20 protein-coding genes and 1 pseudogene are annotated in these 25,394 nt (G+C 46.8%); 2 read left to right on the forward strand and 19 right to left on the reverse strand.

The genetic code is table 11. The annotated features are described in order from the left end of the window. Positions 1-8: 8 nt before the first annotated feature. The 12 genes and pseudogenes from mraY to leuO all read right to left on the reverse strand — a co-directional run bounded on the left by mraY (position 9) and on the right by leuO (position 14,716). Positions 9-1,091 (reverse strand): phospho-N-acetylmuramoyl-pentapeptide-transferase, encoded by a 1,083-nt coding sequence (gene mraY / locus Xbed_RS00375; protein WP_086110979.1) that lies wholly within the window; start codon positions 1,089-1,091, stop codon positions 9-11. After that, positions 1,085-2,467 (reverse strand): UDP-N-acetylmuramoyl-tripeptide--D-alanyl-D-alanine ligase, encoded by a 1,383-nt coding sequence (gene murF, locus Xbed_RS00380; protein ID WP_086110980.1) that lies wholly within the window; start codon positions 2,465-2,467, stop codon positions 1,085-1,087. Before murF ends, mraY begins: the two co-directional genes overlap by 7 nt. Next, complete coding sequence (murE, locus tag Xbed_RS00385; RefSeq protein WP_086111116.1) at positions 2,464-3,951, reverse strand: UDP-N-acetylmuramoyl-L-alanyl-D-glutamate--2,6-diaminopimelate ligase; 1,488 nt, start codon at positions 3,949-3,951, stop codon at positions 2,464-2,466. The genes murF and murE overlap by 4 nt, the downstream gene beginning before the upstream one ends. Next, positions 3,938-5,720, reverse strand: a pseudogene (locus Xbed_RS00390) (peptidoglycan glycosyltransferase FtsI). Before Xbed_RS00390 ends, murE begins: the two are co-directional and overlap by 14 nt. Before the next feature lie 27 nt (positions 5,721-5,747). Then, positions 5,748-6,065 carry a cell division protein FtsL gene (ftsL, locus tag Xbed_RS00395; protein ID WP_086110982.1) on the reverse strand — a complete coding sequence of 106 codons (318 nt, stop codon included), beginning with the start codon at positions 6,063-6,065 and terminating at the stop codon, positions 5,748-5,750. Then, entirely contained in the window at positions 6,065-7,009 is a 945-nt protein-coding gene (gene rsmH / locus Xbed_RS00400) for a 16S rRNA (cytosine(1402)-N(4))-methyltransferase RsmH (RefSeq protein WP_086110983.1), read from the reverse strand. The genes ftsL and rsmH overlap by 1 nt, the downstream gene beginning before the upstream one ends. 2 nt (positions 7,010-7,011) lie before the next feature. Then, positions 7,012-7,470 carry a division/cell wall cluster transcriptional repressor MraZ gene (mraZ, locus tag Xbed_RS00405; RefSeq protein ID WP_086110984.1) on the reverse strand — a complete coding sequence of 153 codons (459 nt, stop codon included), beginning with the start codon at positions 7,468-7,470 and terminating at the stop codon, positions 7,012-7,014. Between the two features lie 649 nt (positions 7,471-8,119). After that, positions 8,120-9,127 carry a catabolite repressor/activator gene (gene cra, locus Xbed_RS00410; RefSeq protein ID WP_086110985.1) on the reverse strand — a complete coding sequence of 336 codons (1,008 nt, stop codon included), beginning with the start codon at positions 9,125-9,127 and terminating at the stop codon, positions 8,120-8,122. Between the two features lie 87 nt (positions 9,128-9,214). Then, positions 9,215-9,706 carry an acetolactate synthase small subunit gene (gene ilvN / locus Xbed_RS00415; RefSeq protein ID WP_167371840.1) on the reverse strand — a complete coding sequence of 164 codons (492 nt, stop codon included), beginning with the start codon at positions 9,704-9,706 and terminating at the stop codon, positions 9,215-9,217. A 2-nt stretch (positions 9,707-9,708) separates the two neighbouring features. Further along, positions 9,709-11,436 carry an acetolactate synthase 3 large subunit gene (gene ilvI / locus Xbed_RS00420; RefSeq protein ID WP_086110986.1) on the reverse strand — a complete coding sequence of 576 codons (1,728 nt, stop codon included), beginning with the start codon at positions 11,434-11,436 and terminating at the stop codon, positions 9,709-9,711. Positions 11,437-11,664: 228 nt separating this feature from the next. Further along, positions 11,665-13,467, reverse strand: coding sequence for an AMP-dependent synthetase/ligase (locus Xbed_RS00425; protein WP_422641346.1), 1,803 nt, complete (start codon positions 13,465-13,467; stop codon positions 11,665-11,667). Positions 13,468-13,768: 301 nt separating this feature from the next. Then, positions 13,769-14,716 (reverse strand): transcriptional regulator LeuO, encoded by a 948-nt coding sequence (leuO, locus tag Xbed_RS00430; RefSeq protein ID WP_086110988.1) that lies wholly within the window; start codon positions 14,714-14,716, stop codon positions 13,769-13,771. A gap of 1,081 nt (positions 14,717-15,797) precedes the next feature. Between leuO and leuA the strand changes: the two genes are divergently transcribed. After that, positions 15,798-17,378 (forward strand): 2-isopropylmalate synthase, encoded by a 1,581-nt coding sequence (leuA, locus tag Xbed_RS00435; protein ID WP_086110989.1) that lies wholly within the window; start codon positions 15,798-15,800, stop codon positions 17,376-17,378. Between the two features lie 2 nt (positions 17,379-17,380). Further along, positions 17,381-18,556, forward strand: coding sequence for a 3-isopropylmalate dehydrogenase (gene leuB, locus Xbed_RS00440; protein ID WP_086110990.1), 1,176 nt, complete (start codon positions 17,381-17,383; stop codon positions 18,554-18,556). A gap of 135 nt (positions 18,557-18,691) precedes the next feature. Here leuB and Xbed_RS00445 read toward each other — a convergent pair whose 3' ends face one another. The 7 genes from Xbed_RS00445 to Xbed_RS00475 form a co-directional block, all read right to left on the reverse strand. Continuing rightward, positions 18,692-20,596: an enterotoxin gene (locus Xbed_RS00445; RefSeq protein WP_086110991.1), complete on the reverse strand. Its 1,905-nt coding sequence runs from the start codon at positions 20,594-20,596 to the stop codon at positions 18,692-18,694. A 297-nt stretch (positions 20,597-20,893) separates the two neighbouring features. Continuing rightward, entirely contained in the window at positions 20,894-21,328 is a 435-nt protein-coding gene (gene agaF / locus Xbed_RS00450; protein ID WP_086110992.1) for a PTS galactosamine/N-acetylgalactosamine transporter subunit IIA, read from the reverse strand. 22 nt (positions 21,329-21,350) lie between these two features. After that, positions 21,351-22,244, reverse strand: a complete 894-nt coding sequence (locus Xbed_RS00455; RefSeq protein ID WP_086110993.1) for a PTS system mannose/fructose/sorbose family transporter subunit IID — start codon at positions 22,242-22,244, stop codon at positions 21,351-21,353. Next, positions 22,234-23,019 (reverse strand): PTS N-acetylgalactosamine transporter subunit IIC, encoded by a 786-nt coding sequence (gene agaW, locus Xbed_RS00460; RefSeq protein WP_086110994.1) that lies wholly within the window; start codon positions 23,017-23,019, stop codon positions 22,234-22,236. Before agaW ends, Xbed_RS00455 begins: the two co-directional genes overlap by 11 nt. Next, positions 23,009-23,512 (reverse strand): PTS N-acetylgalactosamine transporter subunit IIB, encoded by a 504-nt coding sequence (gene agaV / locus Xbed_RS00465; RefSeq protein ID WP_208612159.1) that lies wholly within the window; start codon positions 23,510-23,512, stop codon positions 23,009-23,011. Before agaV ends, agaW begins: the two co-directional genes overlap by 11 nt. Positions 23,513-23,523: 11 nt before the next feature. Next, complete coding sequence (locus Xbed_RS00470) at positions 23,524-24,696, reverse strand: AgaS family sugar isomerase (protein ID WP_086110995.1); 1,173 nt, start codon at positions 24,694-24,696, stop codon at positions 23,524-23,526. Further along, positions 24,693-24,866, reverse strand: a complete 174-nt coding sequence (locus tag Xbed_RS00475) for a hypothetical protein (RefSeq protein ID WP_422641345.1) — start codon at positions 24,864-24,866, stop codon at positions 24,693-24,695. The genes Xbed_RS00470 and Xbed_RS00475 overlap by 4 nt, the downstream gene beginning before the upstream one ends. Positions 24,867-25,394 lie beyond the last annotated feature (528 nt).

The following is a 25,394-nucleotide window of genomic DNA, read 5'->3' on the forward strand; positions in this document are numbered from 1 at the left end:
AGCCATAATTAACGTACCTTCAGAGTTGCCAGGCCAATCAATACCAACATCAGGGAAATAATCCAGAAACGCACGATAACCCGCGGTTCTGGCCAGCCTTTCAATTCATAGTGGTGGTGAATCGGTGCCATGCGGAAAATGCGTTGCCCACGCAGCTTGAACGAACCCACCTGCAAAATGACAGAGAGGGTTTCCACCACAAATACCCCCCCCATGATGACCAACAGGAATTCCTGACGCAGCAATACCGCAATGGTGCCCAGCGCACCGCCCAAAGCCAGTGAACCCACATCGCCCATGAACACTTGTGCCGGATAGGTGTTGAACCACAAGAAGCCCAATCCGGCGCCGACTATTGCAGTACAGACAATCACCAACTCACCCGCATGGCTCAAGTAAGGGATATGCAGATAGTTGGCAAAATTCACGTTACCCGTAGCCCATGCCACCAAAGAGAAACCGGCGGCAACCAGTACCGTTGGCATGATCGCCAGACCATCCAGCCCATCGGTCAAATTCACTGCGTTACTGGTGCCTACAATGACGAAATAGGCCAGCAGAATGTAAAGCATTCCCAGTTGTGGCATCACTTCTTTGAAGAAGGGCACGACCAATTGGGTTGCTGATGTCTCTTTGCCGATACTGTACATTGCAAATGCCACACCCAGAGCCAGCACGGACTGCCAGAAATATTTCCAACGGGCAATCAACCCCTTGGTATCTTTGCGAACCACTTTGCGATAATCGTCCACAAACCCGACAATGCCGTAGCCCAGCAACACAGCCAGTACGCACCAGACATAGGGGTTATCCAAACGCGCCCACAACAAAACAGAGAGCGTGATGGAGAACAGAATCAGCAATCCCCCCATCGTTGGTGTCCCACGTTTGCTGAAGTGAGATTCCGGGCCGTCATTACGTACAACTTGACCAATCTGTAGTTTTTGCAGGTAAGCAATCAGGGTTGGCCCCATCCATAACGCAATGAACAGTGCTGTCAGCAAGCCGACAATGGCCCTGAACGTCAGATAAGAAAAGACGTTAAAGCCTGTGTGATACTTAACCAAATATTCGGCCAGCCAAACTAACATTGGAAATTCTCCTTCAGTGAGTTCACTACCTCTTCCATCGCGGCACTGCGTGAACCTTTAATTAATATGGAAATCATTGCATGTTGTTCCAGTAAGGAAAGCAGCGCGGCCACTAAATCAGCCTTGTTCGCAAAATGCTGCCCCCGGCCACTCGCGTCACTGATATGGGTACTCAGAATGCCAACACTCAAGACGTTATCTATGTCTGCAGATGCGATGGCCTCTCCCACCTCACGGTGACACTGAATTGCCTGTTCGCCCAGTTCACCCATATCGCCGACCACCATGACCCGATAGCCGGGCATCTGCGATAACACATTCGCCGCTGCAATCATTGAGCCGGGATTGGCGTTATACGTGTCATCCAAGACCACTTTTTCCCCGGTGAGGTGAATGGGGAACAGGCGACCTGAAACGGCTTTTAATTCCGCTAATCCGACACGAATATTTTCTAACGATGCCCCAACCGAAATTGCGAGGGCACTGGCTGCCAGCGCGTTGGCAATATTGTGTTTACCCGGCAATGGTAATGTCAGTTCCACATTGCCGATTGGGGTATGAAGGCAAAAATGGGTTGCCAGTGGTTGCTCAACAATATTTGTCGCGTAAAAGTCGGCCCCTGCCATTGATGAAACAGAAAAACGCCATACTGTCTGTGGATCACGGATGCTGTGCTGCCAATGTTCCCAATCATGGCTATCGAGATTGATAATGGCCGTTCCGGTTGAGGCAAGCCCTTCAAAGATCTCACCTTTTGCTTTAGCAACTCCGGCCAGAGAACCGAATCCTTCCAGATGGGCAGAAAACAGATTATTGACCAGAGCACTTTCAGGGCGCGTCATGTCAGTGGTATAGGCAATTTCACCGATATGGTTGGCACCCAGTTCAATCACGGCAAATTGGTGTTCGGCCGTGAGCCTGAACAGCGTCAATGGCACACCGATGTCATTGTTGAAGTTACCTGCCGTATACAGGGTATGTCCACATTGGCGCAGGATCGCCGCCGTCATCTCTTTGACGGAGGTTTTGCCCGAAGAACCCGTCAGGGCCACGATCCGCGCTTGACTTTGCTGACGAACCCAACCCGCGAGTTTTCCCATCGCCAGACGTGTATCTTCAACGATCACCTGAGGACAATTCACATCCAGCCGACGATTGACCAATAAAGCCCCTGCGCCCGACTGCACAACATCCGCAGCAAAATCGTGGGCGTCAAATTTTTCACCTTTCAGGGCAATAAACAGGCCGCCGCGCACGATCTTGCGGCTATCGGTTTCTACGGCATGAATCTTGAGGATCTCTGCCTGCTGTGCAGTTATCTGATCTAACGTTCCACCCGTTATCTGAGCCAATTGCCGGAGAGTCAGAGGGATCATGCGATTACCCCCAGCAAACGGGCAACGGTCAGGCGATCTGAATAATCCAGACGACGGTTGCCAACCAGTTGATAATCTTCGTGGCCTTTCCCTGCCACAAGCACAACATCTTCTGCAGTTGCCTGCATAATGGCGCTAGTGACGGCTTCAACGCGCCCATGAATCGCCATCGCCCGGCCTGGATCGATAAATCCGCCCAGAATATCAGCCACAATGGCCTGAGGTTCTTCACTGCGGGGATTGTCATCCGTTACTATCACGCGATCCGCGCCCTGTTCCGCAACACCGCCCATCAGTGGGCGTTTACCTTTGTCACGATCACCACCACAGCCAAATACGCACCAGAGTTGCCCCTTACAATGCAGGCGAGCCGCAGACAGCGCCTTTTCCAAGGCATCTGGCGTATGGGCGTAATCGACGACAACGGTAGGACGGCCAGCCGCAGAAAAGACTTCCATGCGCCCGCAAACGGGTGCCAAACAAGAAGCGGCTGCCAGCAATTTTTCCAAGGGATATTCCAGTGACAGCAAAGTCGCAAGAGCCAATAACAGATTACTGACATTGAATGCCCCCATCAGGGGGCTGTTGAGCGTTCCCTTTCCCCAACTTGAAGTAAACGCAATAGAGGCGCCTTTGTCGTGATAATGGACTTCACCGGCCGATAACCAGCGCCCCGGCCAATTTTCCGGCAAGCGATCCTCCATCGTGACAGCCACCGCATCCGGTAGGCGAGACAACCATTTCTGACCCACAGCATCATCAGCATTGATGATTTTTTGTTTCACATCATGGCTGCTGAACAACATCCATTTGGCCTGTTCGTAATTTTCCATATCACCATGATAATCAAGGTGGTCACGGCTCAAATTAGTAAAAACGGCCGCCTGGAACGGCAACGCCGCCACTCTTCCCTGAATCAAGCCATGTGAAGAGACTTCCATCGCAGCAAACGTGGCGTGCTGATGAATAAGCTGCTGTAAATCAAGCTGAATATCAACGGCTGATCCGGTGGTATTTTCGCCGGGTACGACCATGCCCAACAAACCATTGCCTACCGTCCCCATCACCGCACTGGTTTCGCCAAGCCCTTGGCTCCATTGTGCCAGCAATTGTGTTGTGGTCGTTTTTCCATTGGTTCCGGTAACACCGACCAATTTCAGCTTATTACCGGGATGTTGGTAAAACTCACCCGCCAGTTTTGATAATTTATTATTTAAATCATCCAGATAGATAACCGGGATACCGTGTATTTTTTGTATCGTGCCGTTATCCGCTTTTCCCTTCGCTTCTGCAATCACCGCAGCGACGCCCTGAGCGATGGCTTGAGGAATATACTTTCGACCATCCGTTTGATGCCCTTGAACGGCAACAAACAGATCTCCGGCAGCCGCCTTGCGGCTGTCCAATGTCATTTCACGCAGCGGAAGCTCCGGTGTATCAACACCCCAGGGAGCCAATAAATCGCGTAAATTACGATCTGCCACTTTCATCCTCTTTATTTATCAATCACAAATTCGTTTTTATCGCCCACAGGCAATGCATCAGGTTCAACATTCATGGTACGCAGAACACTACTCATGATGGCACCGAAGACCGGCGCGGCAACCGCACCGCCATAATATTTACCAGCCTGTGGATCATTGATGATCACAACCAATGAAAACCGTGGATGACTCGCAGGAGCAATCCCCGCAGTATAAGAAATATGCTTATTATTGAGGTAGTTGCCATCCTGCCCGACGATCCTTGCCGTACCTGTTTTAATCGCAATGCGATAACCTTTTATCGCCGCCCGTACACCGCCGCCGCCCGGTAATGCCACGCTCTCCATCATGTGCACCACGGTTCGCATGATAGGTTCAGGAAATACCCTGGTTCCTGATACGGGGGGATCGACCTTGGTAATTGACAGAGGGCGATAAATGCCCAAACTGCCTATCGTTGCATAGACTCGCGCTAATTGTAGCGGTGTGACCATTAGCCCGTAGCCGAAAGAAAAGGTGGCCCTATCAAGATCCGACCACCGTTGTTTATTTTTTGGAAATAAGCCACTGCTTTCTCCGACCAGCCCCAAATTGGTCGGTCTTCCCATTCCGAAGCGTAAGTAAACATCTACCAGCTCGGAAGCGGGCATCGCTAACGCCAGTTTGGAAACACCAACGTTACTCGACTTCTGTAAAATTCCGGTGATGGTTAATTCAGGGCGGGCGGCGACGTCTTTGATTTCATGCCCGCGCGAACCATACGTTAATCGATATGGCCGGGTATCCAACACCGTATTTTCTTTGACTATGCCACTGTTCAGCGCACTCATCACCACCAACGGTTTCACCGTCGATCCCGGCTCAAAAATATCGGTGATGGCACGGTTGCGCATCGCATCTTTCGGCGTTCCAGCCAAATTATTCGGGTTATAAGAGGGGCTGTTTGCCATTGCCAGGACTTCACCTGTATTCACATCAACCAGTACGGCGGTACCGGATTCCGCTTTGTTCAGTGAGACGGCTTTAGTCAGTTCCCGATACACCAAAGTTTGCAGGCGCTCATCAATACTGAGTGTCAGATCGTGAGCAGCCCGGCTATCCGTAGAGGCGATATCTTCAATGACACGCCCTTTGCGATCTTTGCGTACCGTCCGGCTTCCCGGCATACCGGTCAGCCAACTGTCAAAACTTTTTTCCACCCCTTCAATGCCCTTGCCATCAATATTGGTTACCCCAATAATGTGCGCGGTCACCTGCCCTGCCGGATAATAACGGCGAGATTCCTGACGCAAATGGATGCCAGGCAGTCTCAATTTCTCGACATAATCACCGATGGAAGAATTGACTTGACGGGCAAGGTAAACAAACCGCCCATTAGGATAGTCACTGATTTTATTGGTCAATTGTTCAAGCGGAATGGATAACGCATCGGCCAATGCCTTCCAGCGGGTATCATCGGTGATGCCACCTTTCTCAAACACTTCTTTGGGGTCTGCCCAAATCGCATCAACCGGCACACTGACGGCCAGAGGACGCCCATTGCGATCATTTATCATGCCACGGGCGGTCGGGATAGCCTGAACGCGCAGGGAGCGCGAATCCCCTTCTTTTACCAAATGGTCGGGATTGATTATCTGCAAATAAGCAACACGAATCAAAAGCCCGATCAAAGCAAACCCAATGCCCCCACACAGCAAGGCAAAACGCCAGCTTACAAAACTTGCTTTATCTTCTTGCTTTTTCAACTTTAAAGAGCGTGCAGCTTTCATCGCCTACCTTTTGATTGTCAACTGGACTCATTGAGTTATCACAATATTCTCTTTACCTGGATCAACGTGTTGCATATGCAATTCGTCAGTCGCAATCCGTTCAACCCGACTGTGATCACCGAGAGCATTTTCTTCAAGGAGCAGGTTACGCCATTCAATATCCTTAGCATCAATCTGAATCACTTGACGCTCTTTCTCCGCAGTCAATAAGCGGGTCTGATGAGTGACCGTCACAACGCTAATGGCTGAAACCACAACAGCTACCAGCAAAATCAGTGGGATTTTGGCATTGCGGATGATATCCCCGCCAATCACCCCGACTAACCCATGACGTTCACCCGCCATTACTCACCCGCCTTTTCAGCAAATCGCAAAACCGAGCTTCGCGCTCTTGGATTTGTGGCCACTTCATCCCCTGAAGGCTTCATTTTGCCAATGGATTTCAGACTTCTTCCCCCCAGTGCTTTTAATTGCACTTCTGTGAGAGGCAAACCGGCTGGAACCTGTGGCCCTTGGCTGTGTAGTCGGATAAAGCGTTTCACTATGCGATCTTCCAACGAATGGAAACTGATGACAGATAATCGCCCTTGTGGTGCAAGAACGCGCAATGCGCCATCCAATGCACGTTCTATCTCTTCCAGTTCACTGTTAATGTAAATCCTGATAGCCTGAAAGCTGCGTGTGGCCGGATGTTTATGTTTTTCCTTCACTGGACTTGCCTGAGCAATGAGTTCTGCCAGCTCCCGGGTGCGGGTCATCGGCTGCTCCTGATTGCGGGTCACAATGGCTTTTGCAATACGCTTGGCGAAGCGTTCCTCACCAAATGTTCTCAGGACCCATGCGATGTCATCGGCTTCCGCTTTCATCAACCACTCTGCGGCAGACAGTCCACGCGTCGGGTCCATCCGCATATCCAGAGGCCCGTCACGCATAAATGAAAAACCCCGTTCCGGATCATCCAATTGTGGGGATGAAACCCCTAAATCCAGCAATACACCATCAATTTTCCCAAGCAGACCGGCCTCTTCTACATAGGCGGCCAATTCAGAAAATGGCCCATGGGTGATAGAAAAACGCTTGTCAGCAATCGATTTTGACGCTTCAATGGCTTGTGGATCACGATCAATCGCCATTAAACGTCCGTCAGGCCCTAACTTTGACAAAATCAGGCGAGAGTGTCCTCCCCGCCCGAATGTCCCATCGATGTAAACTCCATCTTCTCGAATGTTCAGTCCATTGACCGCTTCATCCAGTAATACACTGGTATGTTTAAAATGACTGTTTGCCATGTTTATAGTGATAAATCCTGTAGCCGTGCTGATAAAGGTTCTTGCGCGGACTGTTCAGCGGCAATGTCATTCTGTACCTGCTGATACCAAACTTGCTCGTCCCACAATTCAAATTTATTAAATTGCCCAACCAACATGACCTCTTTTGTTAGCCCTGCGTGCTGACGCAGTGTATTGGCTAATAAAAGACGCCCTGCATTGTCCATTTGACATTCACTGGCGTGTCCCAATAACAAACGTTGAACGCGACGTTCGGCTGGATTCATGCTGGATAAGCGAGATAACTTTTCTTCGATGATTTCCCATTCGGGTAATGTATAAAGCAACAGGCACGGCTGATGGAGATCAATGGTACAAACCATTTGACCTGTTGATTCCTCATTCAGCGTTTCTCTATATCGGGCTGGTACAGTGAGCCGCCCTTTACTATCGAGATTAACCAGTGTTGCTCCACGAAACATACTCAGGTTACCCCTTGATGGCCCAAATCTCCACATTATCCCACAAATCACCACAATTAAGAGTTTACGGATGGTATGAAAACCTTGTCAAGCCAGAGCCTGTGCGCTTTAGCCAGATTTACAGAAAGATTGGGAAGAGAAAAAGCAGGATTTTTGAGATTTGGCTATATTAATAATAGATAACACCATGATAATTTTGAATAAATTAATAAACATATCGAGAGCCAATTTAAGAATGGGATTTATAGCAAATACTTACCACTTAAATTAATTTATGTAACTTATATCTCATTGTTGCCCAATTGTTAATCAACACAAACCTATCAATAATAAAAGTATATTTAAGTTATAATAGTGTAAAAAATAATAACCCAATGAAATGCAATCTTCCTCAAAAGATAAAAATTTATTATATATCAATCAAATAATAAAAATACCCACAAGAAAAAGATAACCCACATAAATATTGTGGCTTAAGGGAAGGAATTATTCATTCTGTCAACTTAAATAACCCATTATCGTTTTTACCTATCATAAAATGAGGTTCAAAGGCATTTTAGTCAGAATAGTCCTAAAGTGACGCGAAAAAGTCTATTTCGCTGATTTTGGCAGAACAAACAGTACCCTCATCTTCAATGAGGGCACTCAATCAGGCTTTTCGACTCAGTTTACCGCGACGACATAAATGACGGCGCATTCGGGTTATTCCGGGAACCGGCCGTTGTTTCTCATCTAAACTGGCCAATACCAATCCCAAAGCACATTCCGCAACATCACGATGGCGCTGTGCCACAGACAAAACAGGGCATTCAAGGAAATCAAGCAACTCATGATCGCCAAATGTGGCAATGACCCACTGATCCGGCAAACGGCCACTGCGCTTGAGAATGGTGTCCATGACTCCCTGAAGCAAGGCAAACGAAGTGGTATACAGTGCCTGGGGAACGGGGTTGGTTTCCAGCCACGACGCAAAGACTTCAGCGGCGGCTTCACGCTCATAGCTATTGGCATACAGGTAGTTGACTTCCCGTGGATCATTTTCCCACGCTTCACGAAAACCCTGCTCACGCAAAAAACTTACCGATAATTCAGGCAGTGCCCCTAAATAAAGAACAGAATCTGCTGTGAATTGACGTAATTCCTGTGCCAACATCTTGGCGTCTTCAAAATCATCCCCAACAACGCTGATAAAATGCTCACTATCCAGCGCACGGTCAAGTGCAATGATCGGCAATGAGCGATTGGCCCAACGCTGGTAAAAAGGATGTTCAGGAGGCAAAGCCGTGGAAACAATGATGGCATCAACCTGACGTTGCAGAAGATGCTCAACACAGCGCATTTCATTATCAGGCTGATCTTCAGAACATGCGATCAATAGCTGGTATCCGCGCTGCCGCGCCTGACGTTCAAGATAATTGGCAATGCGAGTGTAACTCGTATTTTCCAAATCGGGTATGACTAAACCAATTGAACGGGTACGCCCCGCCCGAAGACCAGCGGCAACAGCATTAGGATGGTAGTTATGCTCCCTGACCACTGCCATCACTTTTTCAACTGTTTTATCACTGACCCGATACTGCTTGGCTTTGCCATTGATGACATAACTGGCCGTAGTACGTGAAACACCTGCTAAGCGGGCGATCTCATCCAGTTTCACATTAACCCCTCAGTAAGATGATAAAAAACCCTACCTTACAGTAGGGCTGAATGAATATCTGTATTTTAACCCGCAGATTACGATTTTTCATCGCATAATTTTATCTCCGCGAGAGATGCCAACAATGCCTGAACGCACGACCTCCACAATTTCAGCCGCCTCTCTCACGGCATGAATAAAAGCATCCAGCTTTTCGCTGGTTCCCGCCAATTGGACGGTATACAGCGTTGAGGTAACATCAACAATCTGCCCGCGAAAAATATCCACGCTACGCTTGATCTCTTCCCGACCATATCCGCTGGCTTGTAATTTCACCAACATAATTTCACGCTCAACATGAGGGCCGGCGGTTAATTCACTGACCCGCAGCACATCCACCAATTTATGCAGTTGCTTTTCGATTTGTTCCAGCACCTTGGCATCACCCTTGGTCTGAATGGTCATGCGCGACAATGTAGGATCGTCGGTCGGCGCGACGGTCAGGCTTTCGATGTTATAACCCCGCTGGGAGAATAAGCCCACCACGCGGGATAAGGCTCCCGATTCATTTTCAAGTAATACAGACAAAATCCGGCGCATGATCAGGTCCTCTCTGTTTTGCTTAACCACATTTCATCCATTGCCCCGCCACGGATCTGCATTGGATAAACATGTTCTGTTTCATCAACGATAACATCCACGAAAACCAGACGCTGATTTTCAGTGACTTCATGCAGAGCCTGAGCCAGCTTCGTCTCCAGCTCATCGTAAGTCTGGATGGCTATGCCAATATGACCATAAGCCTCAGCCAGTTTGACGAAATCAGGCAAGGATTCCATGTAGGATTGGGAATGACGGCCAGCGTATATCATGTCCTGCCATTGTTTGACCATTCCCAGGAAACGGTTGTTCAGATTCAGCACCAGAACAGGCAAACCATACTGTAAGGCGGTGGACAATTCCTGGATATTCATCTGAATACTGCCATCCCCCGTGACACATACGACCGTTGCCTCCGGTTTTGCCAACTTCACGCCAAGCGCTGCGGGCAGGCCAAATCCCATCGTGCCCAATCCACCAGAATTGATCCAATGCCTCGGCTTATCAAATGGATAATGCAGGGCAGCAAACATTTGGTGCTGACCCACATCCGATGCAAGATACGCATTCCCTTCGGTTAGGCGGTACAGGGTTTCAATGACGGCCTGTGGTTTGATCTTCACGGTCGTGTGATCATAATCAAGGCACTTGCGGCTGCGCCACTGTTCGATGGACAGCCACCAATCTTTCAGGGCATCAGGATCTTGAGTCTCTTCCGTAGAGTCCAACAGTTCCAGCATCTGCCCCAGTACCTGTTTGGCATCCCCAACGATAGGGATATCTGCCGCCACCGTTTTTGAAATCGAAGTCGGGTCAATATCAATATGCAATATGGTTGCTTCTGGACAATACTTTGCCAAATTATTGGTGGTGCGATCATCAAAGCGCACTCCAACAGCGAAAATCACATCAGAATTGTGGATCGCTTTGTTGGCTTCGAACGTGCCATGCATTCCCAACATGCCCAGACTTTGCCGATGCGTGGCAGGAAATGCCCCCAATCCCATCAGCGAACTCACGACCGGAGCATGCAAACTTTCCGCCAGCGTCAATAACTCCGCAGAACATTCTGAATTGATGGCACCGCCACCGACATAAATCACCGGTTTCTTCGCACCCAGCAGGGTTTTCAGTACCCGCTTGATCTGCCCTTTGTGCCCCTGAATGGTGGGGTTGTAAGAACGCAGCTTAATTTTTTCAGGGTACACATACTGAAATTTCAGGGCGGGATTGACGGTATCTTTGGGGAAATCGATAACAACCGGCCCGGGGCGGCCACTGGCTGCCAGATAAAACGCTTTTTTAATTGTATTTGGGATATCTTCTGCTTTTTTCACCAGAAAACTATGTTTCACGATGGGGCGGGAAATCCCCACCATATCGCACTCCTGAAAAGCATCATTACCTATCAGGGAACTGGCGACCTGACCTGACAGAACCACCATGGGAATGGAATCCATATAGGCCGTTGCAATTCCCGTGATGGCATTCGTTGCTCCCGGCCCGGATGTCACCAAAACAACCCCGACTTTTCCCGTAGACCGGGTATATCCATCCGCCATATGAACAGCCCCTTGTTCATGGCGAACCAGGATATGTTCAATTCCTCCCACCGTATGCAGGGCATCGTAGATATCCAATACCGCCCCGCCCGGATAACCGAACACATGTTCAACGCCTTGGTCAATTAACGATTTAACGACCATTTCGGCTCCTGACAACATCTCCATCGAGTTTGCCTCCAGGCTCTGTTTGCAAGTTATAAGTTAATCATCGGAATTTCATACGGCTACGGTAAATAGCCCTATTTACTCCATTTTTATTGATATAAAGTGAATTACGGCTTAACGCTATCCTGTAACGCTAAGTTAACTAACATAACGTTAGACACCAACGTTATCAAACATCAATTCACATCTTGGAAACATTTATTGAATGAGAGCCTGTTTTTTTACCCGTTATCGATCCCGATACATGGATTCAATTTCGTGCTGATAATGTTGGGAAATAATCTTACGGCGCAATTTCAATGTCGGTGTTAATTCTCCTTTTTCCATGGAGAATGCGTCAGGCAGGAGAATGAACCGTTTGACCTGATGAAACTTGACGATATTTTTCTGCATTTTTTGCAAACGCTGTTCAAATAACGCAATAATTTGATGGTGTCGCAGTAATTCAAGACGATCACGATAATGAAGATTGATCGATTTTGCATATTCCTCAATGGCTTCATAACTGGGGACAATCAGGGCGGAAACAAATTGGCGGGCATCCGCAATCACCGCAATATGCTCAATAAAGCGATCCTGACCCAACATGCCTTCAATCATTTGGGGCGCAATATATTTGCCTGTTGATGTTTTCATCAAATCTTTCAGGCGCTCAGTGATAAACAAGTGACCATGATCATCTAACCCACCAGCATCACCGGTTTTCAACCAACCATCCTCAGTAAAAGCATGTACAGTTTCCTCTGGCCGGTTGAAATAGCCTTTCATCACAATCGGCCCACGCACTTGGATCTCGCTCTCAGTACTGATACGAACTTCAATACCGGGCAATGGCGTACCAATCGAACCCAAAAGATAGTTTTTTTCTTCCCAGCAAGACACGGTTGCACAGGTTTCTGTCATTCCGTAACCATATTTGATATTGAGGCCGATAGACAGGAAGAAACGGGTGATGGCATCATCAAGGCGGGCGCCCGCTACGGGCAGAAAACGGACTCGCCCCCCCAACAGATTGCGCAGTTTGTTTAACACCAGTCTGTCAGCCAGTTGGTCGCTACAACGTGTGAATGGGCAACCTTTTTTATTCTGTTGTTGGCGCATCCGGCGGTTGTCTCCACGCTTTAATGCCCAATTAAAAATCATCCTGCGCCAAATCGGGGCTTTGGAGACTTTCTCCAGAATTGCGCTATGGACTTTTTCATAAAAACGGGGCACTGAACACATGACCGTTGGGCGCACATCAACCATCGCCTCCCGGACAAGATTTGTATCGGTTAAATAGACATTCAGGGCGCCAGTATGCATGACATAATAGCTCCATGCCCGCTCGAAGATATGAGATAACGGTAGAAAACTGAGGGAAACATCCTGTTGAGTCAGTGTCAATCTTTGGTCATGCAGGTAAAGCTGTGCAGCAATATTGCGATAATCCAACATCACACCCTTTGGCTCTCCCGTTGTACCGGAGGTATAAATGAGAGTGAAGAGATCATTCAAATTTTGATCGGCAATGCGGCTATCAAGTTCGGCTTGATATTGTGCATAATCATGGTCAATGAAAGTGGATAAATACAACGCTTGCGGGCATCCATTCAAGTCCACGGACTCATCCATGACAATCAGATGAGTCAGTGCAGGGCACGATTCAATCAATGCCATGGCAATATCATATTGCTCCTGCCCACCAACGAACAAGACTTGTGCACCGGCATCATTGAGAATAAATGCCGCCTGATCACGGGTATTGGTGGCATAAAGCGGCACGGTCACCGCCCTGAGCTTAAGAATAGCCAAATCAGCCAATGACCATTTCAGGCTATTTTGTGCAAAAATACCGACTTTTCCCTGCACTTTCACCCCCAATGACAGCAACGCTTTTGCCATGGATTCCGTTGTGCGTTCAACCTCACGCCAACTCATTTCGAATTGTTCTGAGGGTGACCATTGTCGAAAGGCAATTTTTTCCGGAAACTGATTGGCTTGCTGCTGTAATCGATTGATCAAGTGATAGGAATGCAGAGAGTCTGTTATCACAATATATACCTGTATAAATATTTTGTTCAGCGTATTCAGTCAGCATAATGCCCACTTTTCAGCTTACAGATGTTAGCTATTTTATCGCAGTCTACCTATTCCTAGTAAAAGGGGAAAGGGTATTTTTAATATCTTCTCCCTTTGAAGGACGAAATGTTTGCAGGATTTATCGAATAACGATGGATAAACAGAGATAAATGTTGTGAGGGACCCATCCGGTGAAAAGAGTCAAAAATCCTAAGCAAGAGCCTTATGCCAGTCATCATTTACCAGAATAAGGCGCTTCGGGTATGTTATTTTATTCCTGTTCGCCAAGATGACTCAGCAATGATTTCATCCACTGGTGGCCTTTATCCCGATCTGTTGCACCATGCCATATCAAATAGCAAGGGCGAGAAATTCGACCATTGGGCAAAGGTACTGAACAAATATTTAACTGTTCGGAATAATGCTCAACCATCCATTTTGGCACGATGGCAACTAAATAAGTCTGGGATACGATATTAAGAACACTATTTAAATCCGTTCCCTGATAAGAAACAGACCGCAATAATTCATTACTTTCATAGTAAGGCTTACTAAATGAATCTGCATTATCCAGTGCAACAATAGCATGTCTTTCATCCTGCAATTGCTGCTGGGTAATTCGTTTGCCAATTCTAGGATGATTTTTGGAAACGGCCAGAACCAATTCGTCATTAAACAAAGGGGAATTATGAAAATCAGCGGTATCTAATTTGGTATAACTGATGACAAATTCTATTTCCTGATATTTTAACTGCTTCTCGATATCATCACTAATTTGTGTTTTAATGACAACTTCAATATTCGACGAGTGTTTTTTTATTTGCCCGACAATTTGGGCAGCCAGACGAATATCAAGCGGGCTACAAATAGAGAGGTTAAATACCCTGGTACTATTATCGGGATCAAACCCCACGCCGGGCAGTTCATTATGCACTATTTGCAGTGCTTGCCTGAGTGGTCCGAAGAGCTGTTTTGCCCTGGCCGTCGGCTGAATACCTCGTCCATAACGGACAAATAATTCATCATCAAACATGGTCTTCAAACGTGCTACCGCATTACTGACAGCCGGTTGTGACATTCCCAATATCTGGGCTGCACGTGTAATATTCTGCATTTGCATTACAGCATCAAAAACAGTAAGCAAATTGAGATCTACGCTGCGCAATTGAACATCGCATGATTCTTTTTTTTCTGTAGTTACTGAGTTGTATTCAGTCATTATTTCACTCCACTAAACTTATGGCAGTGATCTCACTAAATAATGGAATACTGGCGGCATTTTCAATGCAACATTTCGACATCGTAAACCACCTTCCATTTAATAAGATCTACTCTCCCAATTTGTTGAAAAGTAAATTGAGATCCGTCCTTGTACAAAAAACAAATAAGCATAACCAATACATTCTTATCTACGTAGCCGTAATGTTTTTATAATCATGAATATTAATGCGTTATATATGAATAGAAATAACTCAACTTACACTAACGACTTACGCTCGAAACGACCAGCCAATAATGACAGAATGAAGAGTAGAGATAATTCATAATAAAATGACTGTATTCCAACGAGTTATCAGAACTTTCTATTAAGATCTTCTATCAGGGAAATAACCCGAAGCATTAATCAAAAATTAGTTCCTCTAATATATCGAGACACAATTTATTAATATTCTATATGGTTATGATTTATTAACCTAGAAATACCATACCTATAAGTACCATTACCTATAAATACCATGCTCAAAATCCATCTTATCTTTGTTCCTTCAAATCCATCAGTGCATACTCGCATTCACACCGTCACATTTAAACGATTGTATGAAAAAATCACATGAAAGTGACTGTATAAAATAACAGGTTACACATTTATCATCCATCAGTGCCGGATTTTACTCCATATATAGATATGAAAAATAGATAAAAACATCGCTAAAAATGTAAAAAATAGTCACTAAGCCCAAATGGTGCTCAACAAACAATCAACAGCGGACAGAATTAACGTTGAATTTATTTTTATCCTGCTTGACATTATTTTTCAGATAACGTATCTATAAATACACCGACAGTTAAAACTCGATTAACAAATTTATAAAGGTTAGCTCACATGATCCACGCTATTCGCCTACTAAGCCTACTCCTAATCGCCTTTAATGTGCGCGGTACGCTGGTAGGTGAAAGAAGAAAAAGTTGAGCTGACTTCATCTCCACCAGATAAAAAAAACCCGCGCATAGCGCGGGTTTTTTTTATCTGTACGACATCCAAAAATAAAATACCATCGCCTATTTGACAGGAGCACAACATGAGCCAGCAAGTTATTATCTTCGATACCACACTGCGTGATGGGGAGCAGGCATTGCAAGCCAGTCTGAGTGTAAAAGAGAAACTGCAAATCGCTTATGCCCTGGAAAGGCTGGGGGTAGATATCATTGAGGCTGGTTTTCCCGTTTCTTCCCCGGGCGATTTTGAATCCGTCCAAACTATTGCCCGTGAAATCAAAAATAGCCGTATCTGTGCTTTATCCCGTTGTGTTGATAATGATATTGATGTTGCTGCCGAAGCCCTGAAAGTGGCGGAAGCCTTCCGTCTGCACATGGTTCTGGCGACTTCCAATCTGCATGTCGAACAAAAATTGAAAAGAACGTTCGATGATGTTGTCGAAATGGCAGTTCGCTCTATCAAACGGGCACGTAAATATACCGATGACATTGAGTTTTCCTGTGAAGATGCAGGCCGCACCGATATCGACAACCTGTGCAGGATTGTTGAGCAAGCAATCAAAGCCGGCGCAACCACCGTCAACATTCCCGACACCGTGGGTTACACCACTCCTTACCAATTTGGCGGGATTATCAGCACATTATTTGATCGCGTCCCCAATATTGATAAAGCAATTATTTCTGTCCATTGCCATGACGATTTGGGCATGTCTGTCGCTAACTCCATCACCGCTGTTCAAGCCGGTGCACGGCAGATAGAAGGCACCATCAACGGATTGGGGGAACGCGCGGGTAATTGTTCACTGGAAGAAGTGATCATGACTATCAAGACACGCCAGAAAATGTTGGGGGTTCACACCAATATCAACCATCAGGAAATTTACCGTACCAGCCAATTAGTTAGCCAAATCTGCAATACGCCAATCCCCGCTCATAAGGCCGTTGTTGGCAGTAACGCATTCGCTCATTCATCCGGTATTCACCAAGATGGTGTCCTGAAAAACCGCGAAACTTACGAAATCATGACGCCAGAATCCATTGGCCTGAAAGATACCCAGTTGAACCTGACTTCACGCTCCGGCCGTGCCGCCGTAAAACATCGCATGACGGAAATGGGTTATCAGGAACACGACTACAATTTGGATGCGTTATATCAGGCATTCTTGAAATTGGCAGACAAAAAAGGACAAGTGTTTGATTACGATTTGGAAGCACTGGTGTTCATCAATCAGCAACAGCAAGAACATGAACATTTCCGGCTGGATTATTTCAGCATCCAATCCGGCACCAATGTCGTTCCCACAGCAACCGTGCGTCTGGCCTGCGGGGATGAGATCAAATCTGAAGCCTCTACCGGCAACGGTACAGTCGATGCCATCTATCAGGCCATCAACCGAATTACAGGTTATCCGCTTGAATTAATCTCCTATCAATTATCCGGTAAAGGACATGGGAAAGATGCCCTCGGTCAGGTTGATATTATTGTGGAATGTTTTGGCCGTCGTTTCCACGGAATGGGATTGACAACCGACATCATTGAATCCTCCGCCAGAGCCATGATCCACGTGCTGAATAGCATTTGGCAGGCTGAACAAGTAGAAAAAGAGAAGCAACGTATCTCCCAGGCGAATCCTTTGGACAACAACACAAAGGAGACAGCATAATCATGTCTGCAACTCGATCTATTTCAAATCAATCTATTTCAAACCAACCTGTTTCAAACCAGGCGATTTCCAGCAAGCAGGAGGCAATCCACCACCATATTGCTGTCTTGCCCGGTGATGGCATCGGTCCCGAAGTGATGCAGCAAGCCTATAAGGTGTTGGATGCGATCCGTCGTCGTTTCAATATTCGTATCACGACCAGTGAATATGATATAGGTGGGATAGCCATTGATCGGCATGGTTGCCCCCTGCCTAAAGAAACCATTTCCGGTTGTGAAAAAGCTGACGCGATCCTATTTGGTTCCGTCGGTGGCCCTGAATGGGAGCATTTACCTCCCGACGAACAGCCAGAGCGGGGGGCATTATTGCCATTGCGCAAACATTTCAAATTATTCAGCAATTTAAGACCCGCGCGTTTATACCCGGCTTTAACGTCATTTTGCCCGCTGCGCCATGATATTGCCGCAAAAGGCTTTGATATATTGTGTATCCGTGAATTGACGGGCGGCATCTATTTTGGACAGCCAAAAGGACGTGAAGGCAAAGGAAAATATGAACGTGCTTTTGATACTGAGGTTTATCACCGCTTCGAAATAGAACGGATCGCCCGCATTGCATTTGAATCAGCCCGCGAGCGCCGCCATAAAGTCACCTCGATTGATAAAGCCAATGTTTTGCAAAGCTCCGTATTATGGCGTGAGGTCGTCAGTGAAATCGCCAAAGATTATCCTGATGTTGAAATCAACCACATGTATATTGATAATGCCACCATGCAGTTGATCAAAGATCCGGCACAGTTTGATGTCCTGTTGTGTTCCAATATTTTCGGCGATATTTTATCCGATGAATGTGCCATGATCACAGGTTCAATGGGCATGTTGCCTTCTGCCAGCCTGAATGAGCAAGGTTTTGGTTTATATGAACCCGCAGGCGGTTCAGCGCCCGACATTGCCGGCAAAAACATCGCCAATCCGATTGCCCAAATATTATCCACGGCGCTGTTATTGCGTTATAGCCTTAAACGCAGCGATGCCGCAGAGACGATTGAACAAGCTATCAACCACGTTTTGGAACAGGGCTATCGTACCGCAGACTTAGCCGGTCATGGCAAAACCATCACGACGGATGAAATGGGTGATATCATTGCCCGTTATATCACCGGGGGAAATATTCAATAAAACACCATGGCAATAGTTTTTAAAAGGCAATCGTTTTTAAAAAGCAATAATTTCTAAAAAGCAATAGTTTTTAAAAAAATAGCCTCCTAAAAAAATCACTGCCCGAATAAACAATTTCATTCGGGCAGTCAGTGATTATTTTACTGGGGTCAGGGAAAAGGTTAACGTCTCCAATGGCTGGAGGATAATCAGCGCTGCTTTATTGATAACTTTCGGTACCGAGGAGTTTTCGCCATAGTCTATCTTAACGTCATATACCAAAGGCTGATTATCCGGCAATTCAAGATCGGTTTGCAGATCCAGATAATAGTGTGTGACTTCATCAGCCGGGTTGCGCAACGTAATAATCGACTTTTTCGGACTCCAGGCTGCCCAGCCATACACCTCTGACTCTTTGGGATCTTTACCAATCCAATGCGTATCAAACAGCACATCTTTATTTTTCTCCGACCATTTCGCCGCGTTTGCCAGCGTATCCCAATCCGCTATAGTCAACAGTTCAGGCGTAATATACATTTCCTGTAACTGAGTCCCGCTACCAAAATAGCTCCAAACCTGATCGGCAAAATCTTTGAGTAACTGTTTGTCCAGATGTTCAGCCTGCTTAGCGTAAACAATACCATGCAGCGTCAACGAATTCAGTGGGAACAGCGGCCCCTTTCTTACGACATTATGATAAGTTTCCGCATCACGATAGGTCAGCCACTGCTGCACTTTGGAACCCGCACCGTAAAATCCCACATCATGACCATCACGCCAAATAGAATCGGCGAAAAATAGCCAGGAAGGCGTGGCTTGCGGGCCTATCGTCAAGTTGATAAACAGATCCTTTCCGGTACTGCGCATATCTTCCATAAGATGAATAACGGCATCAGAATCACGGCTGAATGAACTCCCTTTAATCACGCGTTCAGTGTTATCGATTCCATCCAGCTTAAACATGGAGACGTTCTGTTGTTGAATCAGGTTGAGTACCCGGTTATGGAAATTGGCGTAGTAATTAGGGCCTGACAGCGCAAATCGGCCATTTATCACTTCATAACCAAATTCCGCCGCATGAGAAACACGTTGCTCAGCAGGTTCACTGTATCCCCCCCAAGGCGAAAGCCAAATACCTAAACCAACGTGATATTGATCGGCGGCCTGTTTAAGATTTTTGAACTCATAAGGAAACTCCTGACTAAAACCCCAGTCTCCTTTGAGGTTATCCCAACCATCATCAAACAGATAACCACTCAACGTCACACCGCGCTTAGTCACCAGCTCCTGCCCGAACTGTTTGATACGGGTCAACGCCTCTTGTTCGGTATAAAGATTGAGGAAACCAATATCGAACCAAGAATTGTAATGTAGATAAGGACTATACTTACGCGGACGTGCATTGTTCAAAAACTCATTGACGTTGCGCCGCAATTGCCTTTCCTGATAAACGCCAACATACGTCTTATAATTTAACGTCTTCCCCGGTTCTAACGGGATAGAGAGTGCCATTTTTTGCGAAGTGCTCCCTTTGTTAACCTCAGTGTTAATCAATGGATTACCGGGAACAATAAAAAAACTATCGCTGATAATCGGTGAACTGACGATAGTCCCGTCAACAAAAGGGTTTTTAGTGCGAAATGGCATCAACGAAACGGAGCTGAGTGCCAACGCCTTTTCCTGTGGTGTAATGGTGATTTCAAACGAACCGTACTTAGCTTTATCCCCCACAGTTATTATATTTTTTACCTGAATGTCGTCATATTTCAGGGAGACAACTATCCGATTGTGCTTTTTGCTGATATCAGTCACCTGAAAATCTTGAGCCGCGAGCTTTTCTCCTGATTTCAGGGTAATTTCAAACAGATTGTCAGTGATGATTTGATCGTGGTTTTTAGTATTTTCAAACTTTAATTGCGTCACCTTACCGTGTTCGTCGCTCACTGTTACACGATAATGGTTCCCCTCCAACCGCCAGCTATCAGCCCAGACCGGAGCATGGTACAGCACGGAACTCGCTAATAAACTCAACGTGATTTTCTTTAACGTTTTTATTTTCATCGCAGTTTCCTCATAGTCAAAATGAAAAAACAAAACCTTCACGCATACAGCTTGCCTGCACTACCTCAAATTCAGGATCTTCTCTTCGACTACGGCCTACATAGCCTGTTTCCCCGGCACGATATGTTAGCCTCTCAAAATCCAGATGCGGTTCACCATGATACACACCATGCGTAGAACCAAGCGCGACCACCTGAACCGTTTCCAGATTATGAACGTTAAAAGCAGGAACCGCATGGCCTTCACGCAGGGCTTTTTAAACACTTTATGACTATAAATCATAGATATACAAGATACTTAAATGCCATCCAGATTCGGGCTGTCATACCTTTTTTTCTGCTGTTCATGCCACAGGCTGGTTAATCCCCGCCGTCCACATTCCAGCGCCCTATCACGAAATGTTTCCAAGGTTCTATCTTCACGATCCAGTATCATCTCTACCGCCAATTGCATATTCGTACCGGCAATCACTTCATAACACGGCTTCGCTATTGCCAGTTGTGCCGCCTGCCGGAACGGTGATCCCCCCAGTAAGTCACTGAGAATAACCACCCCCTTACCACTATCACAGGCGGTGCAGGCTGCCTCTAACCACACCAATAATTGTTGCGTGCTGATCCCTTCAGAAAAATCAACCGCGCAGCACTGGGGTTGTCGTCCGACGATTTGTTCCACTGCCTGCAACAATCCACTGGCGAAATATCCATGACCGGTGATGACAATACCTAACATTCCCTCTCCTCAGTGCCGTTGATTAAAGAAAACCCAAAAATTTCCCTACAAGACCGAACACAACGGTCAAACCAATTAACTTGACCGGGGAAAATCCTTTTTTCATCAACCAAAACACCAATAGGGTGAAACACAACGGCAATAAATTAGGCATCAGTTTGTCCAGTACATCCTTCTGCAACGCCACACTGGCCTTACCCGCATTGACCACTATTGGCGTCGAGAGATGGACATAGGAAGCCACCAACGCCCCGATTACCGTCATTCCCACAATTGAAGCCGCATGGGAGATCTTTTTGGTGTGCTTTTTCAATAAGGTCAACGCACGGGTCCCTGTTCGATAGCCATAATGCGCCAGACCAAAGCGCAAGCCGAAATGCACCACATTGAACAGCAACAGGAATATGATGGGGCCGAACAGACTGCCCTGTAGCGCCAGAGAGACCCCGATACCCGCGCAGATGGGCAGCAGAGTAAACCAGAACAAGGCATCACCAATGCCACCTAACGGCCCCATTAACGCCACTTTCACGGCCCGGATCGTAGAAATTTTCTCCTTATTCCGCTCCATTGCCAGCACCAATCCAGACAAGAAAGTGACGTCAAACGGGTGCACATTGATAAATTCCATATGCATCTTCATTGAATTCGCCAAATCTTGCGGATGCTTGTGGATCTTGCGCAGACCCGGGATCACGGTGTACAACCAGCCCCCCGCTTGCATACGCTCATAGTTAAACGATGCCTGTAGCAACAAAGAGCGCCACGCCATCCGGTTCAAATCGCCTTTGGTCAGATCCTCACCCGGCATACTGTCCTGATAATCATCTTGTTCAACCTGACGGGTTGCCGGTGCCTGCGCCATCCTGTTCTCAGCTTTGGCTGCCATAGCCTCATCGGTGTCGTTAAATGCCATCTTCCATCTCCTTAGATTGGGTGGTAGGTACGCTGCGTTCAGCGGCTTCCTCCATACGGGAACGGTTAAAGAAATCGATCAATGCAATCGCGAAAGCGCCAAGCGCTACAGCAATAATCGGCATATTAAGGAACGTGACTGAAATGAACCCCAGAATGAAATAAGCGATATAAGTCTTTTTCATCATGATTTTCATCAACATAGAAAAACCGATAGCAGGCATCATGTCACCCGCAACCGCCAGACCTTCCAACAACCATTGCGGCGCTTTCTGTACCATGGCGCTGGCGGCGTCAGCACCGAAATAGACCGGCATAAATGCCACAATAAAGTAGAAACAAAACAGAATGGTGATCCCCAGATAGTTCACCCGTTCCACACCACGCCAGTTCAACGCTTTCACCATCTGATCGCACTTATGCATCATGGGTGAAAACACGGTAAACAGCAGGGTAATACAGCCTTGTACCGCAATGGAAAATGGCACCGCGATACCAATCGCGACCTTAGGATCAGCATGCGTTAAAATGGCAAATGCCGTACCAATCACCCCGCCAATCACCACATTTGGCGGCTGGGCACCTGCCAGTGGCACCATTCCCATCCAGACCAGTTCCAGTGTCCCGCCCACCAACAAACCCGTCTGTACATCCCCTAAAATCAGCCCGACCAACGGCCCAATCACCACTGGACGATGAAAATGAGTCAACCCATCGAACAGATCCACCCCCGCCAATCCGGCCAGTAATCCAATCAATATCGCATCAGTCAGCATAACTCCCCCCTAAAACCAGCAACTTGGCGATAGGTTCTCCCGCTTCATCCGGAACTCGCCGTATTTCGCAAGTGACGCCCAGTTGTTCCAGTTCACGAAACACCACCACATCACTGTCATCTACCGAAACCGTCTTATGGATTTGACGCTTTCCTTCAGCAAAATGCATGTTACCCACATTCACGAAGCGGATCGGTACTCCTCCTTTTACTAACGTCAGTACATCCTGCGGCGTTTTACAGACAATAAAAATCTTCTGGCGCTCTGCCGCCTTATAAATCACATCAATGGTTTTTTGCAGGGTGAAATAGCGAGTCTGAACCCCATCGGAAACCACCATATCCATCAAATCTTGCTGTATCACATCACCGGCAGCTTGATCGTTAGCGACCAATACCAGGTTGGCCCCCAGTGAATTAGTCCAGGTCACACCGACTTGACCATGCACCAACCGGTTATCAATTCGGGTCATTAAAATATTCGGTATCGACATCATCACTCCTGCTACATTTTTATTCTTTGTGAAGACGGTGGAAGATAGGGATAAATTTCGACCCCCTTCACCACACGGTTGACTTCCCCTGTCGGGCATGGATTGTCTGGCGTTATACCCAGAGCCAGCGAGGTTTCAAACGCTAACATCTGCAAAAATATCAAATAGGGGAACAACAGCCAGATATCGTCTTGCTCACTGTTAACCACCGTGAACCCTTTCCCCGGTGTGCCACTGAGTGCCACGATGTGACACGCCAATCCGTCATGATCCAGTTCATGCCACAGATCGAGATCATAGCGACGACAATACGGATCAGCGGAGAGCATCATCACCACCAGCGTATCCCGTTCGATAATAAACTTCGGCCCATGACGCACCCCCATTGACGAATCGTAATGGGTAGTGACATGCCCGGCGGTCAACTCCAGCATTTTGAGCGCCCCCTCCTCTGCTACCCCAGTAAAACAACTGGAACCCAGACACATCATGCGGTTAAAACCGCTACAGGCCAGTCGCTTAATCTGGTCCTGCCACTGCCTCCTTTCCCGCTCACACAACGCGATCATCGCCATCAATGGCGCATCACACTGTTCCAACGTCAACGGCCCCAGCAGCAGGACAGTGGCTAGCGTCATACAACTAAAACTGGAGGTCATAGCAAAACTCTGGTCATGAGAACCCGGCGGCATATTCAACGAACAGACGTGAGGGCACCCTTCGGCATAATGCGCTAATGCACCATCAGGATTACACGTCAGCATCAGGTGATAACAGCGTGGCAGGAGCTGATCCGCCAGTTTTACCGCCGCCACACTTTCCGGGCTATTGCCCGATCGCCCATAAGAAATCAGCAAGGTTAAACGCATTGGATTAAGATATTGCAAAGGAGAAGGCACAATGTCTGTCGTGCTGTACGCGACCGCATTCAATCCACACTCCCCACGCAACCAAGGTGCCAGTGTGCGCCCGATAAACGCAGAGGAACCGGCACCACACAACACTATCTGCAACTCTGGATCGGCTAACAAAGGCAGCAAAAAAGGTTGCCACCCCTCTTCCTCACGTTGCAGATTTTGATATAACTGACGCCAAAGCTCAGGCTGTTGATGGATCTCTGTGGCAGTATGCAACGCATGATGATCACGCAACCAGACTTCGGTATAGGAAAACAGCTCATTCATACAAAAGCTCCTTGTACCTCAGGCTGACAAGCCGGCGCATAAATCAAGAGCACAGAACGAATTTTATCCAACTTTCCGGCATTCACGGCCTGCGCCTGCTCCGGCAGATACTGACTCAACGGTGAAAGCGAAACCGGGCGACAACGCAGGTTATCTATTAAGGTATTCACAACCCTTCCGTGAGATCCCTGACTCCCCGCGCTACGGGGGAATCAGCGATCTTCAGGAGTTAAGCGCCTTACTATTATGAAAAGATATTTAAATGAAATTGTGATCAGCATTACAGTCTATTAAATAGACAAAAACAGGTATAAATGATTTCCACCAGAAACCAAACGAAAAAAAGAGTAAATCTTCTGATTACTAACGGATTACCCAACAATCCGTTTTCAATCATCAGTTACAAGGTTTTATTTCGTCAGGTGATAAGGATCACAAATTGAGTATTGGATGTGAAAACACTGAATTGTCTTCTGATTGTGATCCATTTTTGTTGACCACAGCAACCTTTGGAGGGTTTGATTTTAAATCTGCCTGATTTACGCCCCCAGAAGGATAATTCACAGGAAAAGCTAAAGTTATAAACATTTATTGTCTGGCAACAACCATTTTATTCACTTTTTCTGTGGATATGTTTGTGAAAAAGTGAGGGGTAAGGCGGGTATACTTTTATTGTCTGTTTTCTAACGCTCAATAAG

The organism is Xenorhabdus beddingii, assembly GCF_002127545.1.
GTDB lineage: Bacteria > Pseudomonadota > Gammaproteobacteria > Enterobacterales > Enterobacteriaceae > Xenorhabdus > Xenorhabdus beddingii.

Excerpts from the sequence above, each read along its gene's own strand:
- ilvN (WP_167371840.1), bottom strand. The coding sequence starts at position 9,706 with ATGCGCCGGATTTTGTCTGTATTACTTGAAAATGAATCGGGAGCCTTA.
- agaV (WP_208612159.1), bottom strand. The coding sequence starts at position 23,512 with ATGTCGATACCGAATATTTTAATGACCCGAATTGATAACCGGTTGGTG.
- ftsL (WP_086110982.1), bottom strand. The coding sequence starts at position 6,065 with ATGGCGGGTGAACGTCATGGGTTAGTCGGGGTGATTGGCGGGGATATC.
- mraY (WP_086110979.1), bottom strand. The coding sequence starts at position 1,091 with ATGTTAGTTTGGCTGGCCGAATATTTGGTTAAGTATCACACAGGCTTT.
- Xbed_RS00445 (WP_086110991.1), bottom strand. The coding sequence starts at position 20,596 with ATGAAAATAAAAACGTTAAAGAAAATCACGTTGAGTTTATTAGCGAGT.
- mraZ (WP_086110984.1), bottom strand. The coding sequence starts at position 7,470 with ATGTTTCGTGGAGCAACACTGGTTAATCTCGATAGTAAAGGGCGGCTC.
- murF (WP_086110980.1), bottom strand. The coding sequence starts at position 2,467 with ATGATCCCTCTGACTCTCCGGCAATTGGCTCAGATAACGGGTGGAACG.
- Xbed_RS00470 (WP_086110995.1), bottom strand. The coding sequence starts at position 24,696 with ATGAATGAGCTGTTTTCCTATACCGAAGTCTGGTTGCGTGATCATCAT.
- Xbed_RS00455 (WP_086110993.1), bottom strand. The coding sequence starts at position 22,244 with ATGGCATTTAACGACACCGATGAGGCTATGGCAGCCAAAGCTGAGAAC.
- agaW (WP_086110994.1), bottom strand. The coding sequence starts at position 23,019 with ATGCTGACTGATGCGATATTGATTGGATTACTGGCCGGATTGGCGGGG.
- leuB (WP_086110990.1), top strand. The coding sequence starts at position 17,381 with ATGTCTGCAACTCGATCTATTTCAAATCAATCTATTTCAAACCAACCT.
- rsmH (WP_086110983.1), bottom strand. The coding sequence starts at position 7,009 with ATGGCAAACAGTCATTTTAAACATACCAGTGTATTACTGGATGAAGCG.
- agaF (WP_086110992.1), bottom strand. The coding sequence starts at position 21,328 with ATGTTAGGTATTGTCATCACCGGTCATGGATATTTCGCCAGTGGATTG.
- ilvI (WP_086110986.1), bottom strand. The coding sequence starts at position 11,436 with ATGGAGATGTTGTCAGGAGCCGAAATGGTCGTTAAATCGTTAATTGAC.
- leuO (WP_086110988.1), bottom strand. The coding sequence starts at position 14,716 with ATGACTGAATACAACTCAGTAACTACAGAAAAAAAAGAATCATGCGAT.
- leuA (WP_086110989.1), top strand. The coding sequence starts at position 15,798 with ATGAGCCAGCAAGTTATTATCTTCGATACCACACTGCGTGATGGGGAG.